This is a genomic window from Caviibacter abscessus, from assembly GCF_001517835.1.
Lineage (GTDB): Bacteria > Fusobacteriota > Fusobacteriia > Fusobacteriales > Leptotrichiaceae > Caviibacter > Caviibacter abscessus.
Genome location: NZ_LOQG01000003.1, coordinates 45812 through 66713, shown reverse-complemented (window position 1 = coordinate 66713; position 20902 = coordinate 45812). Strand labels below are relative to the sequence as shown.

At 26.9% G+C, this 20902-nt stretch carries 11 protein-coding genes; 7 read left to right on the top strand and 4 right to left on the bottom strand.

Annotated features, from left to right (window positions below):
• Positions 1-2: 2 nt before the first annotated feature.
• From miaB to AWT63_RS01865, 3 genes are all read left to right on the top strand, one after another.
• The gene (miaB, locus tag AWT63_RS01875) at positions 3-1316 is read left to right on the top strand and encodes a tRNA (N6-isopentenyl adenosine(37)-C2)-methylthiotransferase MiaB (RefSeq protein WP_068267981.1); all 1314 of its coding nucleotides are present in this window, start codon (positions 3-5) and stop codon (positions 1314-1316) included.
• A gap of 8 nt (positions 1317-1324) precedes the next feature.
• Positions 1325-2560 carry a transcription termination factor Rho gene (rho, locus tag AWT63_RS01870; protein WP_068267980.1) on the top strand — a complete coding sequence of 412 codons (1236 nt, stop codon included), beginning with the start codon at positions 1325-1327 and terminating at the stop codon, positions 2558-2560.
• A gap of 178 nt (positions 2561-2738) precedes the next feature.
• A complete protein-coding gene (locus AWT63_RS01865; RefSeq protein ID WP_068267979.1) occupies positions 2739-3770 on the top strand; it encodes a ZinT/AdcA family metal-binding protein in 1032 nt (343 codons plus the stop codon).
• Between the two features lie 46 nt (positions 3771-3816).
• Here AWT63_RS01865 and AWT63_RS01860 read toward each other — a convergent pair whose 3' ends face one another.
• Positions 3817-4797 (bottom strand): OmpA family protein, encoded by a 981-nt coding sequence (locus AWT63_RS01860; RefSeq protein ID WP_068267978.1) that lies wholly within the window; start codon positions 4795-4797, stop codon positions 3817-3819.
• A 165-nt stretch (positions 4798-4962) separates the two neighbouring features.
• Between AWT63_RS01860 and AWT63_RS01855 the strand changes: the two genes are divergently transcribed.
• The 4 genes from AWT63_RS01855 to ruvX are packed head-to-tail and all read left to right on the top strand — an operon-like array spanning position 4963 to position 11878.
• Positions 4963-6246: an MFS transporter gene (locus tag AWT63_RS01855; RefSeq protein WP_197407846.1), complete on the top strand. Its 1284-nt coding sequence runs from the start codon at positions 4963-4965 to the stop codon at positions 6244-6246.
• A complete protein-coding gene (mutS, locus tag AWT63_RS01850) occupies positions 6243-8831 on the top strand; it encodes a DNA mismatch repair protein MutS (RefSeq protein WP_068267977.1) in 2589 nt (862 codons plus the stop codon). The genes AWT63_RS01855 and mutS overlap by 4 nt, the downstream gene beginning before the upstream one ends.
• 21 nt (positions 8832-8852) lie before the next feature.
• Entirely contained in the window at positions 8853-11459 is a 2607-nt protein-coding gene (gene alaS / locus AWT63_RS01845; RefSeq protein WP_068267976.1) for an alanine--tRNA ligase, read from the top strand.
• The gene (gene ruvX, locus AWT63_RS01840; protein WP_082680415.1) at positions 11459-11878 is read left to right on the top strand and encodes a Holliday junction resolvase RuvX; all 420 of its coding nucleotides are present in this window, start codon (positions 11459-11461) and stop codon (positions 11876-11878) included. Before alaS ends, ruvX begins: the two co-directional genes overlap by 1 nt.
• Before the next feature lie 77 nt (positions 11879-11955).
• Here the strand turns inward: ruvX and eno are convergent, their stop codons facing one another.
• The 3 genes from eno to AWT63_RS01825 form a co-directional block, all read right to left on the bottom strand.
• Positions 11956-13266, bottom strand: a complete 1311-nt coding sequence (gene eno / locus AWT63_RS01835; RefSeq protein ID WP_068267974.1) for a phosphopyruvate hydratase — start codon at positions 13264-13266, stop codon at positions 11956-11958.
• Between the two features lie 137 nt (positions 13267-13403).
• Positions 13404-18446: a S8 family serine peptidase gene (locus tag AWT63_RS01830; protein WP_068267973.1), complete on the bottom strand. Its 5043-nt coding sequence runs from the start codon at positions 18444-18446 to the stop codon at positions 13404-13406.
• Between the two features lie 16 nt (positions 18447-18462).
• Positions 18463-20898: a hypothetical protein gene (locus AWT63_RS01825; protein WP_068267972.1), complete on the bottom strand. Its 2436-nt coding sequence runs from the start codon at positions 20896-20898 to the stop codon at positions 18463-18465.
• Between the last annotated feature and the right edge of the window lie 4 nt (positions 20899-20902).

Genomic DNA, 20902 nt, shown 5'->3' with positions numbered 1-20902 from the left:
AAATGAAAAAAGCTTGTATAATTACTTATGGTTGTCAAATGAATTTCAATGAAAGTGCTAAAATGACACATTTATTAAAAAATAATGGATATAACATGGTTGAAAATTATGAAGATGCAAATTTAGTACTGATTAATACTTGCACTATAAGAGAAGGTGCAGCGGTAAAAGTGTACAGCGAATTAGGTAGACTTAAAGAGCTAAAAAACATAAAAAAAGATATGATAATAGGAGTTACTGGTTGTTTAGCACAGGAAGAAAGAGAAAACTTCATAACTCGTACTCCATATGTTGATATAGTACTTGGAAACCAAAATATAGCTATGTTACCGGATATACTTGATGATATTTCACAAGGTAAGAAAAATATTATTCTAACTAATAATAAAGATACTCTTCCAAAAAGAATAGACGCTGATTTTGGAAATGATATTGTTGCATCTATTGCAATAAGTTATGGTTGTAATAACTATTGCACATTTTGTATAGTTCCACATGTAAGAGGTAGAGAACGTTCAGTTCCTATGGAACAAATACTTACAGATGTAAAAAAATATGTAAAAAAAGGATATAAAGAAATATTATTTTTAGGTCAAAATGTCAACTCTTATGGTAATGATTTTAGAAAAGATGAAAATATTACTTTTGCTAAATTATTAGAACAAAGTACACAAATTGATGGAGATTTTTGGATAAAATATGTTTCTCCTCATCCAAAAGATTTTAATGATGATGTTATAAAAGTTATAAAAGAAAATACTAAAATATCTAGAATGTTACACTTACCTCTTCAATCAGGTTCTACTAAAATACTAAAAAAAATGAGACGTGGTTATACAAAAGAAGAATACATTACACTAGCTAAAAAAATTAAAGAACAAATTCCTGATATTGCACTTACTACAGATATTATTGTCGGATTTCCAGGTGAAACTGAAGAAGATTTTGCTGATACTTTAGATGTTGTTGAAAAAGTTGGTTTCGAAAATGCATTTATGTTTATGTATTCAAGAAGAAATAATACACCTGCAAATACATTTGAAGAACAAATTGATGAAGATGTAAAAAATAAAAGATTACAAACACTTATGCACATTCAAGATAAAATTGCCTTTGATTATAGTCAAAAATATATTGGAAAAACAATTAAAGTTTTAGTTGAAGGTAGTAGCAAGAAAAATGATGATATGTTAGTTGGTAGAACTTCTACACATAAAATTGTTCTGTTTCCAAAAACAAAAGAAATTACCGATAAGTTTGTAGATGTTAAAATAACTCACACTAATACTTGGACTTTATATGGTGAACTTATATAGGAGATAAAATGTTAGAATTATTAAAATTAAATACAACAAAGTTAAAGGAACTTGCAAAAAAATACGAAATTGAAAATTATAAATCATTAATAAAAGAAGACTTAATTAATCACGTTGCTGTTAAAATGGGACAGAATGAAGAAAAACTATTTGCTTTCGGTACCTTAGATGTTTTACCTGAAGGTTATGGATTTTTAAGAAATACTTCTGTTGATGTTGATATTTACGTATCAGCTTCACAAATTAAAAAGTTTTCACTTAGAAATAAAGATGTAATTTGTGGAGAAGTTAGAGCTCCAATAGGCAGTGAAAAAAGTTATGGACTTATTAAAATAATATTTATTAATAGTGATACTATTGATAAGGCACAAAACAGACCATACTTTGATGACCTTATACCTTCATATCCAAATAAAAGGATTTCACTTGGAGAAGGTGAAATTTCTTCGAGAATAATAGATTTAATTGCTCCAATAGGCTTTGGACAAAGAGGACTTATAGTTGCTCCTCCTAAAGGAGGTAAAACAGTACTTTTAACTTCTCTTGCAAATGATATATTAAAATATAATAAAGATGTTGATTTATGGATACTTTTAATAGATGAAAGACCAGAAGAAGTTACGGATATAAAAGAAAATGTAAAAGGTGCAGAAGTATATTCTGCTACTTTTGACGAAGATCCTGCTGAACATTTAAAAGTTACAGAAAAAGTTTTAGAAGCAGCTAAGCTTGAAGTTGAAAAAGGTAAAAATATCATAATTCTTATGGATAGCTTAACAAGACTTGCACGTTCATATAATGTGGTTCTTCCATCTAGTGGTAAAATAATATCAGGTGGTTTAGATCCTAAATCCCTATACATGCCTAAAAAATTTCTAGGTGCTGCTAGAAATATTAGAAATGGCGGTAGTTTAACTATAATTGCAACTGCATTAATTGAAACAGGTAGCCGTATGGATGAAGTTATTTTTGAAGAATTTAAAGGAACAGGTAATATGGAAATAATCCTTGATAGAACTCTTCAACAACTGCGATTATTCCCTGCTATCGATATTTCTAAAAGTGGTACAAGACGTGAAGATTTACTTTATTCAAAAGATGAATTAGAAAATATTTGGACACTTAGAAGAAAATTAATGAATTGTAATGAAGCTGAAGCTATAAAATATTTAATAGATTTAATAAAACAATATCCAAGTAATCAAGAATTACTTGAGAATGTAAAATTTGAATTAATAAAATAAGTATGCCTTTTTTAAGTGCATATTTTTTTTAACTAAATTTTTTTTAAATTTTACATCATTAATTTTTATTAATTCAGTCTATATATATTAAAAAATAACTGATTTCACACAATTGATTTTTTACAGCTAATAGTGATAGAATTAATTACAATTAAAATTTCAAGGAGAAATGATTTACATGAAAAAAGCTAAATTACTAGTTTTACTTAGTATAATAAATGTATTTTCTTATTATACTTTTGCAGAAACTATGAGCGATAAAATGATGAAAAGTGAACATCATCATATGGAAAGCCAAACAATGAAAAAAAGTGACGAAATAAAGGTAGCATATAAAGCAAAATATATGTTAGAAAAAGGTACTTATTCAATTAAGGCACCTCATACACACGAACATAGTTTTTCAATCTTCTTTTCTAATGATGACAATAAAATAATCGATAGAAAAACTGTAGCACAAAAAGAAACATTTGAATTAGAAAATCATGTATTATATAATATTGAACTTGCACACTATAATAGTGAAGTTAAATTTGTTGTAAAAGAAGCAGGAATATATACTTTAAATGCAGATATTGCACCTGGTGAAGCTCTTGATTATAAAATATATGATGCTCAAAATAAAGCAGTAAGTGCTAGTCAAATTAATGTATTCAACATGACAAAACACAATATATATAAAGGGTTCTTTGAAGATTCTATGGTTAAAGATAGACCTACTTTAGATGAATGGAAAGGTCAATGGAAATCTGTTTATCCATATTTATTAGACGGAACTCTTGATGTTGTAATGGAACATAAAGCAAAGTCAAGTACTACAATGGATAAAGATGCATACAAAAAATATTATAAAAATGGATACAAAGCAGATGTAACAAAAATTGTATTTAACGGTAATAAAGCAACTTTCTATAAAAAAGGAAAAAAAGTTACTGCTGAATATAAATATGAAGGATATAGAATATTAACATATCCAAAAGGAAATCGTGGTGTAAGATTCTTATTTACAGCTACAAAAAAAGTATCATGGGCTCCTTTACATATTCAATTTAGTGATCATAATATTTATCCTTCAAAACCTTCACACTTCCATTTATACTTCGGTAATGAAAATCATGAAGAATTACTAAAAGAATTAGAACACTGGCCTACATATTATCCAGTAAATAGCACTAAACAAGACATAATTCATGATATGCTTGCACATTAATAACTATATATAAAAAGAAGAATCCGATTGAAGGATTCTTCATTTTTTATTTAATAACAACATCTTCAAATATAAGTTCAACTCTTCTATTTCTATATTTATTTTCAGGAGTTGTATTTGGAACCATCGGTTCTCTTTCTCCATGACCTGTTACTGAATTTATAATCAGTTCTTTTTTAAGTCCTGCTTCTTGTAATAATTTACTTACAGTTTCAGCTCTTGTTATTGATAATCTATTGTTATAAGCATCTGAACCATCACTGTCTGTATGTCCAATTATATTAATTTTACCTGATTCTGCAAAATGATTTATTTGATTTGCAACATCTCTTAATTGTCTTTGTTCTTCTTCATTAGGTATTCTTCCATCAACTGCAAATCCATGGATTAAACATTTTTTCTCTGTTGAAAAACAAGATACAACAATTTTCTTTTCAATTACTTTAGGCTTTTCAACAATTACTTCTTTTTCTACTATTTTTTCTACAACTTTTTCAACTTCCACTATTTTTTCAACTATCTTAGGTTTAGGACTATATCCAAATCTTGCACCAAGACCTAAAGTTATAACTCCAGGGTATTTACCTCCCAATTCAACTGTAAATCTTTCATCATATGTAAGTCCCATGTATGCTCCAACTTTTCCTACTAAAGATTTTCCACCGTTAGTTCCATCATATCCTGCACCAAGATCTATTCCTCCGTAAAGTCTTACATCTTCATGAACATATCCTGCAATTTCAGTTGTTACATACGGCATAAATGATGGTTTATATTGTCCTGCTTTAAATGAACTTCCAAATTCTAATCCAACCCCTAAGTTAAACAAAGTGTTTATATTTGGAACATAAAATGTTTTATATCCTGCTCCATCTAAAGCTATATGCCCTAAGCTATTTTTTATATCATATCCACCATGAATTAATACTTTAAATTCAAAGTCTTTAAATTCCGGTTCACTATATTTTTTAAATCCAAATGAACTTATACTGGCTAGTGTAATAGTTAAAATAAGAAATTTTTTCATTGTTTCACTCCTTGTTTTATATTCTATATTGAAAATTATACACTTAATGTAAAAAAAACACAAATAAAAAATTCATTTTTTATATTTTTAAGCTCGCATTATTACACAAAAACTTATTAATGTGATATAATACACTTATAAAAAAATAAGGAGTAAAATATATAAATGACAAAAATTTTATTAGCTTTTACTATGATAATTTTTATTTTATTTATAGTTCTTTTCCTATCAAAAAAATATAAATTAAATAAAAATCAAATGATAATTTTCTGGATACTGGTTCTATTTTGGTCTAGTATTTGTATAATTAGGGCTTATAGAAAACTTTATGCTATTGATTCATTAGAATTTGGAGGACTTGGACTTTCTTTAATTATGGGTGCTACCATAACTTCAGCATATGGTCTTATTAGCTTTATCCTAAGATTACCTTTATTTATAGCAAGTGATATATTTAATAAAAGAAAAATATTTATTCAAATGGCAATGATATTTATGGTTATTACCTCTTTTACAGTGTATTTTAAACCAACATATAACACTTTATATTATTCTTCATTTGCAATGGGTATAGGTGCTTCTATGCTTGCAATATTTAATGTTTTATTTTCTGAAACATTTTCAAGTGAAAATGCTGCTGTGTCTGCGTCTATCCTTGCAGTTGCACCGCTATTAGCAGAATTTATTGCTGCACCAATACAATATTTAGGAACTCATGAAGTTTTAAAAAATTATTCATTGCTATGGCTTGCTTCAGGTATTATTGCAATGTTGACTCTAATCCTTACTTTATTTATGAAAGAACTACATTTTAATACTAAACAATTTTCAAAAGAAAAAGTTATACATATTATTTCTAATAAAAAATTTATAACTATTTGTTTTATTTCTGTTGTAGTATCATTTGTAAAATTTTCAACAAGTGGTCCAAACTTAGTTTCATATGCCAAAATATCACTTAACATGAGTCCTATTATGGTTGCATATTTAGATACTATGTTTGCAACACCACAACTTATAGCAAGTATTTTAGTTGGAACATATTTTACTAAAAAAATAGGTATTGAAAAAACTTTAATTTTAAGTTTATTCTCACTACTTACTTTTTATATCATAATCCTATTTACAAATAATCCAAATATAATATTTGTGTCAAATATATTCAATGGCTTTGGATATGGAGGGACATACATTGCCCTTATATCTATTGCATTACAATATTTTGATAAAGAATATAGAAATATCAGTATGGGAATATTTCAAGCATTCTTTTCTTTTGGAATATTTTTTGGAGATAGAATTTATGTATTTATAGCAAAATCAATTCCATACGGTATTTTAGGTTTTGACAGTTCAAAATCAATATTTTTAATCGTAAGTTCAATTACAGTTCTATCAATAATTTTAGGATCTGTTAATCTACTTAGTAAAGGAGTAATAAAAAAATGAGTTTGGATAGCACAACAACTCCACTTATGAAACAATATAAAGAAATAAAAGATAACTATCAAAATGAAATACTCTTTTTTAGACTTGGTGATTTTTATGAAATGTTCTATAATGATGCAGTTATTACTTCTAAAGTTTTAGGACTTACTTTAACTAAACGAAATAAAGAAAAAGGTACTGATATTCCTCTAGCAGGGATACCCTATCATAGTGCTTCACAATATATTTCCAAATTAGTTAATGAAGGATATAAAGTTGCAATATGTGAGCAAGTTGAGGATCCTAAAGAGGCTAAAGGTATAGTTAAAAGAGAGGTAATTAAAGTAATTACTCCAGGTACAGTTATTGATGTTGATACTTTAGATAGTAAAAGCAACAATTTCATATTATCTGTAATAATAGAACAAGATACAGCATATATTTCTTATGTTGATATAACTACGGGTTTATTTAATACAAGTTCAACATATATAAATGATCTTTACTCATACTTATATAAATTAAATGTTAAAGAAATTATAACAAATAAACAAACACATTCAAGAATATCTGAATATACTCAAAAACAAAAGATTAGTACAACGATAATAGAAAAAGTAAAAAATTCAGGTGGCTTTTTAACACAATATTTTAATATAACATCTCTTGACAGTTTCGGTCTATTTGATAAAGGACTTATAGATTCTTGTGCTATACTACTTCAATATGTACTTGAAACTCAGGTTAATGTTGAATTAAATATACCTAAAATATCTGTAATTTCAAAAAGCAATTATGCTGACATTAATATGTCAACAGCTAAAAATTTAGAAATTATAAAAAACCAAAGAGATAACACAAGTTACGGTACTTTACTTTGGATACTTGATAAATGTAAAACTTCAATGGGTACAAGACTTTTAAAAAGTTTTCTAAATTTACCTTTAATTGATTTAGATAAAATTCAAGAAAGACAAACACATACCAAATATTTAATAGATAATATATTAATTCGTGAAGAAATTAGAGATGAGCTTGAAAATGTTTATGATATTGAAAGATTACTTAGTAAATTAATATTTGGAAATGAAAATGCAAAAGATTTAATTGCAATAAAATCAACATTTAAAAGTTGTATTAATATATATAATAAATGGTCTGAAATGTTTTCAGATATTGATTTTACAAAAATAAATGAATTAATAAATTTAATTGATACAAGTATAGTAGATGAGCCGCCTTTTTCAGTTAGAGAAGGTGGTATGATAAAACCTGAATATAATGATGAATTATCAGAACTTCACAATATACTAACAAATGGTAAAGATATACTTGTTAATATTGAAATGAAAGAAAAAGAACAAACGGGTATTAAAAACTTAAGAATAAAATATAATAGAATTTTTGGATATTTTATTGAAATATCAAATTCAAATATTTCAGAAGTTCCGGATAGATATATAAGAAAACAAACTTTATCTAATTGTGAAAGATATATAACTCAAGAACTTAAAGAATATGAAGATAAAATTTTAAATGCAAAAGCAAGAAATAGTGAGTTAGAATATAAATTATTTAAAGATATATCAGAAAAAATAAAAGAACATAAAGACTTAATTTTAGATATATCCAAAATAATATCATACATAGATGTAATAGGTTCATTTGCTTATGTAAGTTTAACTAATGGTTATACATTACCAATTTTTAATCAAAAAGGTGAAATACAAATATTAAATGGTCGACACCCTGTTGTTGAAAAATTAATTAATGAACCATTTATTGAAAATGATGTTCATTTTACTGAAAATGAAAATTTCATAATATTAACTGGTCCTAATATGGCTGGTAAATCAACATATATGAAGCAAATTGCATTAATTTGTATTATGGCTCAAATTGGTATGTATGTACCTGCGGCAAGTGCTAATTTATCAATTATCGACAAATTTTTAACAAGAATTGGTGCTTCAGATGATATTATTACGGGTCAGAGTACTTTTATGGTCGAAATGAGTGAAGTTGCGAATATACTTAATAATGCTACTAAAAAAAGTCTTATCATATTAGATGAAGTTGGACGTGGAACTTCTACTTATGATGGTTTATCTATTGCAACAGCAATTTCAACATATATTCATGATAAAATTGGGGCTAATACAATATTTGCAACACATTATCATGAATTAAATGAACTTGAAGACAAATATGACAAAATTGTTAATTATCGTATAAATGTAGAAGAAAAAAATTCAAAAGTAATATTTTTAAGAACTATCTCTAAAGGAAGTGCTGACAGGTCTTATGGAAATTATGTTGCTAAACTTGCAGGTCTTCCATATGATGTATTAAAAGAATCAAAAAAATTACTAAAAAAACTTGAAAATCGTCATATACTAATACAAAAACATGAAGACATAGGGCAATTATCACTATTTGATAATATGTTTATAGAAAATGAAGAAGATAACAAAGAACAATTATTCGAAGATCTTGTTAACTTAAAAGAAGAAATAGCAAATATAGACATAAACTCTACTACTCCTGTGAAAGCTCTTTTAACACTTGAAAAATTAAAAGAATTAGTAAATAATATTGATAAATAATGAAAGGATATTAATAAAATTATGACTGGTAACGAACTTAGAAAAAGCTTTATTGACTTTTTCAAATCAAAAGGACATACACACTATGAAAGTGCATCATTAATACCTGATGACAAAACACTTCTACTAACAGTAGCAGGTATGGTTCCTTTTAAGCCTTTTTTCTTAGGAGAAAAAAAAGCACCGACTAAAAGAGTTACTACATATCAAAAATGTATTAGAACAAATGATTTGGAAAATGTTGGTATAACACCTAGACATCATACTTTCTTTGAAATGTTAGGTAATTTCTCATTTGGAGATTATTTTAAAAGAGAAGCAATCATGTGGTCTTGGGAATATATTACAAAACATTTAAAATTAGATATAGATAGATTATGGGTTACTGTATATACTACTGACGATGAAGCATATGATATTTGGGTTAATGAGGTAGGAATAAGTAAAGATAGAATAGTAAGACTTGGAGATAGTGATAACTGGTGGGCTGCTGGTCCTGTTGGCTCTTGCGGTCCTTGTAGTGAAATCTATTTTGATACACAAAATATGGGTAAAAACAATGAAGAAATAAATTGTAAACCTGGAGATGATGGAGATAGATTTTTAGAAATTTGGAATCTTGTATTTACTGAATGGAATAGATTAGAAGATGGCAGTTTAGTACCGCTACCTGAAAAAAATATAGATACCGGTGCAGGAATTGAAAGAATAGCAAGTGTTTTACAAAATAAGAAAACTAACTTTGATACTGATATTTTTATGCCTATAATTGAAAATATTAGAAAAATACTTTCTCTTAAAGAAAATGAAGAAGACGTATGTACTAAAATTATAGCAGACCACATCAGAGCATCTGTATTTTTAATATGTGATGGTGTTCTCCCTTCAAATGAAGGTAGAGGGTATATATTAAAAAAATTAATAAGAAGAGCTTATGGTGCTGGAAGTATTGCAAATAAAGAAATATTTGACAATGGTCTTTGCTTTTTATACAAAGTAGTTGAAAGCGTTGTTGAAACTATGAAGGAAGCTTATCCTGAATTAGTTAAAAAACAAGAATTTATAGAAAACACTATAAAATCTGAAGAAGAAAAATTTGCAAAAACATTAAAAGTTGGTGCTAATTTACTACTTGATGAAATTAATTCATTAAATAATAAAAATGAAAATAAATTAAATAGTGATATTTCATTTAAGTTATATGATACTTTTGGGTTTCCCTTTGAACTGACTAAACTTGTTTGCGAAAGAAACAACATATTAGTTGATGAGGAAGAATTTAATGAAAAATTAGCTGAACAAATCAATAGATCTAAATCTGCAAGAACTGTAATAAGTGATATGATAAAAGATGAATTTATAGATAAATTCTATAAAGAACATGGCAGCACACAATTTACAGGTTATACAACTCTTGAGGATACAGCCAAAATATTACACATTTCAGAAACTGAAAATGAAAATATTTACCAATTAATACTTGATAAAACACCTTTTTATAGTGCACAAGGTGGGCAAGTAAGTGATAAAGGATATATTTTTGGTGATAATTTTAAAGCAAATGTAGTAGATATGACTAAGAAATCTGATATATTTATACACTATATTGAACTTTTAAATGGACAATTACCTAAAGTAAACGATATTGTTAATTTATCAGTTGATAAAATATTTAGAAAAGCAACTATGAGAAATCATACTGCTACTCATATATTACATAGAGCTGTAAAAGAAATTCTTGGAAATGATGTAAATCAAGCTGGATCACTTGTTTATGATAAAGGGTTAAGATTTGATTATACTTATGAAAAAGCTCTTGATCTTGAAACTATTAGAAAAATAGAAAAAAGAGTTAATGAAATAATACTTGAAAATTTACAAGTTGAAGTTACATATACTACAAAAGAAGAAGCAGATAAAATGGGAGCTATTGCTTTATTTGAGGAAAAATATAAAGAAACTGTAAGAGTTGTAGATATAGTTGGTTATTCTGCTGAGCTTTGCGGAGGTACACATTGTCCTCATACTGGTAATGTAGGCTCATTTTATATTTTATCAGAACAAGCAAAGGCATCAGGAATTAGAAGAATTGAAGCTGTAACAGGTACAGGTGCATTTGATCATTGTATTAATTTATCAGAAACTCTATCAAATATATCAAAAGAATTTAAAACTGATGTAAATTCTATTGAAAAAACTTTAACAAAACATAAAGAAAATCAAAAAGAATTAGAAAAAACTATAGAAGAATTAAAAAATGATTTAGTTAAATACCAAATAAACGATTTACTTGATGAAGCTACTGATTTAAATGGTTCTAAACTTTTAGTAAAAAAATTAAATATTGGTACTTCTGATATCAAAAATATCATAGACAAAGCTAAAGATAAATTAAAATCTGCTATTGTTTTATTTGCTGTAACATCTAATGACAAAATTACCTTTGCTTGTGGTATTACAAATGATTTAACTAAGAAATATAAAGCTGGAGATATTGTAAAATATGCTGCAATTTTAACTGGTGGTAATGGTGGAGGAAAACCTAACTTTGCACAAGCCGGTGGTAAAGATATTTCTAAATTAGAAGATGCTCTACAATCTACAATAAAATATATTAAGGAATTATAATGAAAAAATATATAGGCATTGATTTAGGTGATGTTAGAATAGGTATTTCAAAATGTGATCCTTTAGGTATACTGGCAACAGGATTAGTTGTTATTGATAGAACAAAAGAAGATGCTCTCAAAAGAATATTAGAAATTTGTGAAGATGAAGGGACATACAAATTGGTTATTGGAAAACCATTAAGGTTAACTGGAGCTTCTGAAATACAAGTAGAAAAAGTTGAAGCTTTCGCAAATGAATTAAAAAAACTAAATTCAAAAATTGAAATAAATTTTGTAGATGAAAGATATACAACAAAAGAAGCAGAATATTATCTTAAAAATTTTTCCAAAAAAAATGGAAAAGACAGAAGAAAAATTGTTGATATGGTTGCTGCAACAATTATATTGCAAAGTTTTCTTGATAAATACATTAAATAGAACCAAAATTAGGTTCTATTTTTTATAAAAAATACAATCCCTATAAAATTTTATAAGGATTGTATTTTAATTTATTCTTATTTAATATTGTATAAAGATTTTATTCCTTTGTATATTGCTTGACCTGCTAATTCATCTTCAATTCTTAATAATTGATTGTATTTAGCAATTCTATCAGTTCTTGAAGCTGAACCTGTCTTAATTTGACCTGCATTAGTTGCAACTGCAACGTCTGCTATTGTATCATCTTCAGTTTCTCCAGATCTATGTGATATAACTGCTGTATATCCTGCTTTTTTAGCCATTTCAATAGCATCTAAAGTTTCAGTTAATGTTCCAATTTGATTTAATTTAATTAATATTGAATTAGCAATACCTTTTTCAATACCTTGTGATAATCTTTCAGTATTTGTAACAAATAAATCGTCACCAACTATTTGAATCTTATCTCCTAATTCTTTAGTCATTAATTTAAATCCGTCCCAGTCATCTTCTGCAAGACCGTCTTCTATTGAAACTATTGGATATTCAGCACATAATTCTTTGTACCATTCAACCATTTCAGCAGATGTTTTTTCTCCACCTTCTCTTTTGAACACATATTTTCCTTTTTCTGAATCATAAAATTCTGATGAAGCTGCGTCCATTGCAAATGTAATATCTTTTCCTAATTCATATCCTGCATTTGTAACTGCTTTAGATATAATGTCTAATGCTCCTTTTGTTCCAGCAATTTTTGATGGTGCATATCCACCTTCATTACCTACATTTGTAGAATCTCCATTTGCTTTTAATAATTTTCCTAAGTGATGGAATACTTCAGTACCCATTCTTAATGCTTCTTTATATGTTTTAGCTCCAACAGGTTGAATCATAAATTCTTGAACGTCAACTGCTGAATCAGCATGTGCTCCACCATTTAAAATATTCATCATTGGAACAGGTAATTCTTTTGCATTAACTCCTCCTAAATATCTATATAAAGGCAATCCTAATTGATTTGCTGCTGCTTTCGCAACTGCTAATGATACACCTAATATTGCATTAGCTCCTAATTTACCTTTATTTGGTGTTCCATCAAGTTCTATCATTGCTCTATCTATTTCTACTTGATTTAAAGCATCCATACCTATGATATTTTCAGCAATTATTGTATTAACATTTTCTACTGCTTTTAATACACCTTTACCTAAATATCTTGATTTATCTTCATCTCTTAATTCAACCGCTTCGTGTACACCAGTTGATGCTCCTGAAGGAACAGAAGCTCTACCCATAGCTCCACCTTCTAAGTAAACTTCAACTTCAACTGTTGGATTACCTCTTGAATCTAAAATTTCTCTTGCATAGATATCTTCTATCATTGTTTGATATTTTATATTTGTCATTGCAAATTTCCGTTTTTTTTGAAAAAACGGATTCACCACCTTTCACTATTTTTCATAATTAATTATATCACAAATGATACTTAAAGTCTATAAAACAAAAAGGATTATCCCTAATTAATTTTAGGGATAATCTAAATTTAAAATACGTAATTTAAACCAAAACCAATTTTATTTGATTTTATATTTTTATTAGTATAATTAATGTTTAAATTTAATTTATTTGTAGGTCTAATATTTAATCCTGCTTTAAACTTGAACTCATTATCCTTCAATTTTACTGTATTAACGGTATTTTGTATATCAGTAAATTCTGATGAACTAACTTTCAAATCAAATTTAGTATTTGTAATCCATTTACTGTATTCAAAATCCAAGTCTAAATCTAACTTATCATTAAATTTAACATTACTTTCTATTCCAATTTTTGCACAAACTTTATATTTTGCTTGTAAATCATATTGTAATCCTAAAAATGAATCTTGTTCTTTATATTTATCAAATACAAATAAATGATTATCTAGGGTTAACTTAGGTTTAATTGTAGCAATATTATTAATATTGAATCTATATCCAAGTCCTACTGCAAATGATAAATTATATTGATTTTGCGAATATTCACTTCTATTTTCATATAAAACATCTTTTACCACTTTTTTATAAATCACATCAGTTGACAACACGGCATCAAACTCAACATTCTTTTTATCAAGTTTCATAAACGTTCCTATTCCAATACTGTTTAATTTTACTGCTTGAATATCATCATTATATACACTTCCATTTAAATATTTACCATAAATACCAAAATTAATATCATTCATTTTAGTACCAACACCTAAATATCCTCCTGTTAAATGAGATTTTAATACAATATCATCTTTAATATCTTTATGAACTGTTAAATCTGTTAATCCTTGTGTAAATAAATTTACTTTTTTATTTGTAAATCTAACTTTTAAAATATCATCAGATATATCTTTATTTAAGCTTGCTACATCAAATCCTACAGATAAAGAGTCAACAAGTGTTTGACCATTCATAGCTTTAATATCATTCTTTTTTGCATATAAAATGGCATCTAGTGCATCACTTACTTTAGAACGCTTGTACTCTAACATTTCTGTTGTCATAGATTCTGACAATGAAAGTGCAGTAGGTACATATTCTCCTTCTTGTTTTTCTAAAGAATTTATTGTAGCTAATACAGTATTTGTACTTGGTTTATCAGATGATTTTTTATTTTTACTATTTTTTTCGTCTTGTTCTTTACGTCTTTTTTCTGCTTCTTCATCTAATTTTTTTCTTGTTTCTTCAAGTTTCTTTTCTAATTCTGATAAGTAAGGTAATTTATCTCCGCCTGATCTTTTATCCTCGGCTTTTTCATATATACCACCTTTCATTATTGTCCCTTTTAAATATCCGTCTTTATATTCTAATTTAAGAGATAATTTTTCACTTACAGGAAATATTCCTAGTCTTACTTTGCTCATTTCAGTAGCATTTGCCTTTGCTTCAAATATTAAAGATTCTGTTTTAAACTGTGTTATTTTATTACTTATACCCTTTACTTGGAATATATCAATAGTAAAATCATCTGTAAAACGTAAATCTAATGCTCCTATACTTAATTTAGATATAGGTGAAACATATGTTTTTGACCCTGTGTAAGGAAGGTATTTTTTCGTAATTGTGTCTGAATTAGAATATGAGTATAAAGAACCTGCATTTTGTATTTCTCCATCTATCGGTTTATACTTACCTTCAGGATCATTTTTAGTTATTACATTATCTTCATAGTTAATATCTAATTTTAATTTAGCACCTTTAAATATATTTATATTAGATTTCATACCACCTCTTATAACTAAAGTTCCTTCTTTTACATTTGTATCTCCTGTATAAGTATTATTTTTTCCTGCTAATATTAATGTTCCTTTTCCTGTTTTTTCAAGACCAGCATCAAAGAATAATTCTCTTTCCTCAAAAGATAGACTTGACAGATATTCTTTTAGTTTATCAGCATATTTTTTATTAAAATCATCTTGACTTGCTGAATTATTAAGTTTTGTTATTTCCTCTTGAGGTAATTTCCCTCTTGATAACATATGTTCTATAACACTAAATCCTCCAGCTATGTCATTTGAAAATACAGACACACCTGATTTTATATTTGCATTAAAGTAATCGCTTCCTGTTTCATGAGTTAAAGCTTTAACAAATCTTGCAGGACCTTTGTATGCTTTTTCTTTATCAAGTAGACCCCAACCTATATTTTCATCTACTCCATAAATACCTTTAATTTCTTTTTTTCCATCTTTAACTTCTACTATTCTAAAATCATCTTTAGCTGTAGTTAAAATTGTTTGCTTTATTTGATGTGCTGTCATCCAAGGAAATAGACTTTGTACTTTTGCAGCTACTGCTGTAACTCTTGGTGTTGCAAAACTTGACCCAAAGTTTATATTAAAATTCTTATCATCATCTAATTTTGTACCATCTGTTGCTGTTTTACTTACATATGCATATTCTCCTTCAGCTGCAATAGACCATAATTTTGATGAACCTGCTCTTGTCAGTGAGAATAAATCCGCTTTACCGTTAGTTGATGAACTGAAACTTTCAATTGCTTTTATTTGATTTTCAACTTCTTCCTGTTCTTCTTTAGGATATTTAGTTGGATCTTTTCTCATTTCATTTAACTTTTTAACTAAAGAAATATACATATCATACATTCCAGGTGTTAAATCCTTATTTTTTAATTTAGGTATTGCTCCTGTTCCTATACCATATCCCCAAAAATCATCAGTTGATTTTGATCCATAAAATGATGATTTACTACTTACTCCAACTACTCCAAGTAAATTTTTTCTATAAGTATAGTCGTATTTATATTCTTTTCCTTCTTTTTCTGCTTCTTTTGCTCTTATATAATTTAACATACTTGGGATACTTCCTAAATTGTTATTATACTTTAAATTAGGATCTGATATAATTCTTTTTTGCCCATTAGATTTAAAAGTTGTTAAATCTACATTAGCATGTGAATATGTATTCCCTAAAGCTCTTACAAAAAGCACATCATTATTTGCTGCAATAAGTTCTGGAGCATTTTCTAATGCTGACTCCAAATGATATTTTTTAAATCTTATTAATTTTTTAAAATCTTCTGCTGTTATTGTTTCTTTATTTTTAAAATAATTGTATAAAGTTGTTGCATCAAAGGCATCTGTATATCTTTTACGTATTAATTCTGATATTTTATCATCTTCAGCTTTAAGCCAAGCTTGTATCAAAAATCTGTATAATGGATTTTGATTATAGTAATCAGCTGCCTTTTGTACATTTTCATCACTTACAGTATCAAGATTAACATATTCATCAAAACTTTGATCTGAACCATAAGACATATTAACTATTTTAATATTCTTATTTTCTTCTAAAGCTTTTGCAATATATTTTCCTGATTTAACAGGATCAACTGAACGACCATCTTTTTTCCCCATTGAAATAACATGAAAATTAATGTCTGTATAAGGTATTTTATCAACTTCTGTAATATTTCTAAGTTCTAAACCTTTTTTTAGTACAAAATCATAATATTCTTCTAATTTTTTCTTTTTTTGTTCCTCAGTTAATGTTTGCTCTTGCTGCCCAATAGGTTTCATTTTACCTTCTATTGCAGGTTTTAGCGTTTTCTCCATTTCTGCTCTAATTTCATTTACAACGTTTTTTACATTAACTTTATCCGGATATTTTATTTCAAGTGATTCTAGTATACCGTTAAGTAAATCAAATAACTTTTTATCATCTAATTTTTGTTTTGTTTTTTCTCCCGCATCTTTTCCAACTTTTCCTATTTGAGCTATAGTATTAGCTCTCCACCAATAATGATCCCCATAACTTAACTCATCTATCATAGAACCTATAACTGTAGCTCCATGTGTTCTTTCAAGTTTTGATTGCTCTTTTGCATATTCATTAGGGTTATTCTTATTCATATCAATATAGTTAAATTTAGGGTCTGAATAATATGGTGTTTGTCTGTATGTTCTTCTTTCAATTTCAGGTGATAAATCAAAAAATGAATTATCTGTAACTAATACAGTAGGTCCATTAAATCCTACAAAACTTTCATCATATTTTTGATAAACAACTTTTCCATTTTCTATTATTTGTCTTACAACTTTATGATTACCAACTGTAGGTTTAGTAGGATCTTCATCAATTATTTTTGTAACAAATGCTAAATCTTTTGTATTTTTACCATGATAATCTTTATTTTCATTTGCTAATAATTTTGATGTTATCTCTTCATTAAATCCACCTAAAACTTCTTTCCCGTCTTTACTAAATCTTAATGAATTTTCATCAAGATTTGAAAGTAATTTTGAATAGTCTTTTTTATAGTCTTCTAATTTTTCACCAAAATATACTTTTTTCTTAACAAATACATCTCTTTCAGAAGCAAAACCATCAACTCTTATTCTTACAAGAACTTCATGTTCTCCTACCATATCATCTAAATCTTCATATTTATTTATATTTGTATCTTTAATTTTAAATGTTAATCTACTAAGTCCGTCAGCTGATGCTACATCTAAAGATATTCTTCCATTATCAAGTCCTTTTTTTAAATCAGTATATCTTACTACTCCTGGATATTGTTTATTAAATACATCTAAAGGATCGATTACTTTTATTTTTTGAGTTAAATTTACTTCTCTTTCTTTTCCTGTATCTGTACTTTTTAAAATCATTTTTACATTTTTATCATTATTTTCAAAAACAACTTTTTGTTTAATTGTCTTTTTGCTATCTTTAGGATCTTTTATTTCTTCAATCCTAACTGTATACTGTTCATTTGATTTATCAGGATAGTTTGAATATTCAGCTTCTCCTTCTTTAATAACTTTTTCAGCTAATTCTACTTTTGTTTTATAAACCACAGTTTCTGAATCTATATATTGAGTTTTAAATTGTTCACCTTTATATACATATTTAGGTCCTCTAATTTCAAAATTCTTTGAATCATATTCTTTTGTATAGTCTGAAAGATTAGTATCTTCTTCTTTATACATTACTAAGGTAGGCTTACTGTATCCGTCATTTTTGACAGCAGTACTACAACTTGTTAAAGCAACTACCCCAAAAATTATATTACTTATCTTTTTGATATTCATGTTTTCTCCTTTATTATTACCACTTATACTCTAATTCTAAACCTACCTTAGGGGATATTTTTCTTAACTTAAATACTCTATCAACTGGTCCATAAGTTCCATAGTCTGTTCTTTTTTTATCTTCAATTTTATTTAAGACCTTTCTACCAAAGTCTATATTAAGTTCTAATAATCCGCTTAAATTGAAATTTTCAATAAAGTCATATTTTACCTTCACTTTAGGAACTATTTCTATTTTACCCCCAACATTGTATTTCATGTTGTAATAACTTGAAGTTTCTAAATCAATTCTATTTTCTTTTGTATCTTCTTCAGATTTTCTTTCCTTGGTTTGTTTTTCTTTCATAAGTGAAATAACATCTAATTTTGCTAGCACTTTAACACCTGTTTCTAGTGTTAATTTATCTATTACCTTTGTATAATTTAATTGTGCATTAGCTGTATATTCTTGAATGAATAATAAAAGCCTTGGATCGTTTTTAAATTTTCTTTTTTGAGGTTCATTGAGTCTATTCAAATCAATTTCAGGTTTAACAAGTTCTTCTATCTTTTTCTTATTTTTATCCTTCTCAGTTTCGTTATTATCTTTTTTTAGTAAAGCTAAGCCCGCAGTAAACACTTCTTCTGATACTGTTTTTGCACCTGGTAATGGTGGTGCAGGCGGTATTGTTCCAGGCGTACTTGGTAATGGCGGAGCTGGAGGCACTGGAGTTTTAGGTAATGGTGGTGCAGGTGGTATATTTGTTCCTCCTTGTTCTTTTTTTCCTGTGTTATTATTTGTATCTTTTGATTTTTCTGGGAAGTTAATTTCAGGTTTATCTTTATGTGGTTTTTCTTCAGGTTGCTTTGGAAACTTATCATCAGGTATAAATGGAACATTTCCTCCATCTAAAACATAACTGATCTCATATTTATGACTCAGTCCTAAATCTACTACTAAATTCATTTTTTCTGATGTTTTATTATTATTAATTATTGTATAATCTGCTCCTGCATTTACTGAATATGCTAATTGTAAGTTATCAAAATATACTCTTTCTTGCACATCATTTACGGTTTTTAATACAGCTGTATTTTTTCCTTTACTTGTAAATGTAAGTTTATCATTATATTTATATTTAACATCATATGATTGACTAAATTCTGAATTTACTTCCTTTAGTATCTTTCCTAAAAGATTAAAATTAATTTTATTATTAAATTTAGCACTTGCATTTATATTATCTTTTTCATATGAATTATCTAAGTTTGCATTTAAAGTATATTTACTCACAAAATATTCACTCATAAACATATCTTTAGTTGTTGGGAAAATTAATTTTGTTTCAAAATTGATGTTTGGTTTAAATGTGAAATTGTTGTAATAAAAGTCTTTTCTAAGTTCTATTTTATGAAATGGTTTTACAACAGACCATAATTCGTAATTTTTATTATTAAGATATTTTGAAGTTTCAAATCTATTTTCAAGTCCAATTTTATTTACTAAATTTATTCCATATTCCAATTTATTGTTTATGTCTAAATTAGTATTAAAATCAATTTTATGATTTATTATGTCTGTTTTATCTTCTTTTTTTGGTCCGCCAATAAAATAACCCTTATCATTAAGTTCTACACTAATCTTATACGTATCTTCATTTACCTTATGAGTATAATCTGACTTAATATCTTGAGTATATCTTCTTACAAAATTGTTAAGGTAAGAAAATGATTCATCTTTTTCATTTTCTTTTTCTTCTGTATACTTAACTGATAAAGATCTTAGGTTATACTTGAAATCATGACTAAAATTAAAATTATCATAATTCAATTTGTTTTTTAAATAAAAGTATGGATATCCTTTAGTATAATTAACAAAGTTATTTGCATAATATTCAGAGTCTATCTCAATATTTAATTTTTCAATAGGCTTTAATTTTAATCCTGCTCTAAGTTTAACATCTCCACCCAAATACTTCTTCTTATCATTTTCAATAAATTCTAAATCATATGTCTCTTCTTCTAAAGTTTTCCCTTTATCGCTTAATTTCTTTTTAAAATAATTATCGATATAATAATCAATTCCTAGATTAGCACCGATTTTACCTTCTTTGGGATATTTCCAATCAACAAACAATTTTGATTGAAAATCATGATTTTTTTCTTTTCTTTCTGCTTCCTTATTGTATTGTTCACTAGCCCAATCATTAATCAAAATGTTTTTTCTACTTGATTTAGTTACAGTTCCAAATGTAAAACCGTGTATTTTATCTTTTAAAGTTAAATCTAAAATAGTAAAGTTATAGCCAGTTTTGTTATAAGTAAACCGTTCTTCATTAGTATTAGTGCTAGTATTATTTTCTTTTGATGTAAATTCCGGAGATATTTTTATACCAGTTTTAAGTTCACCTTCTAATGAATAAGCTAAGTTTGTTAGTAGTAGTATTGATACAAATAATCTAGTTTTATTCATTTAT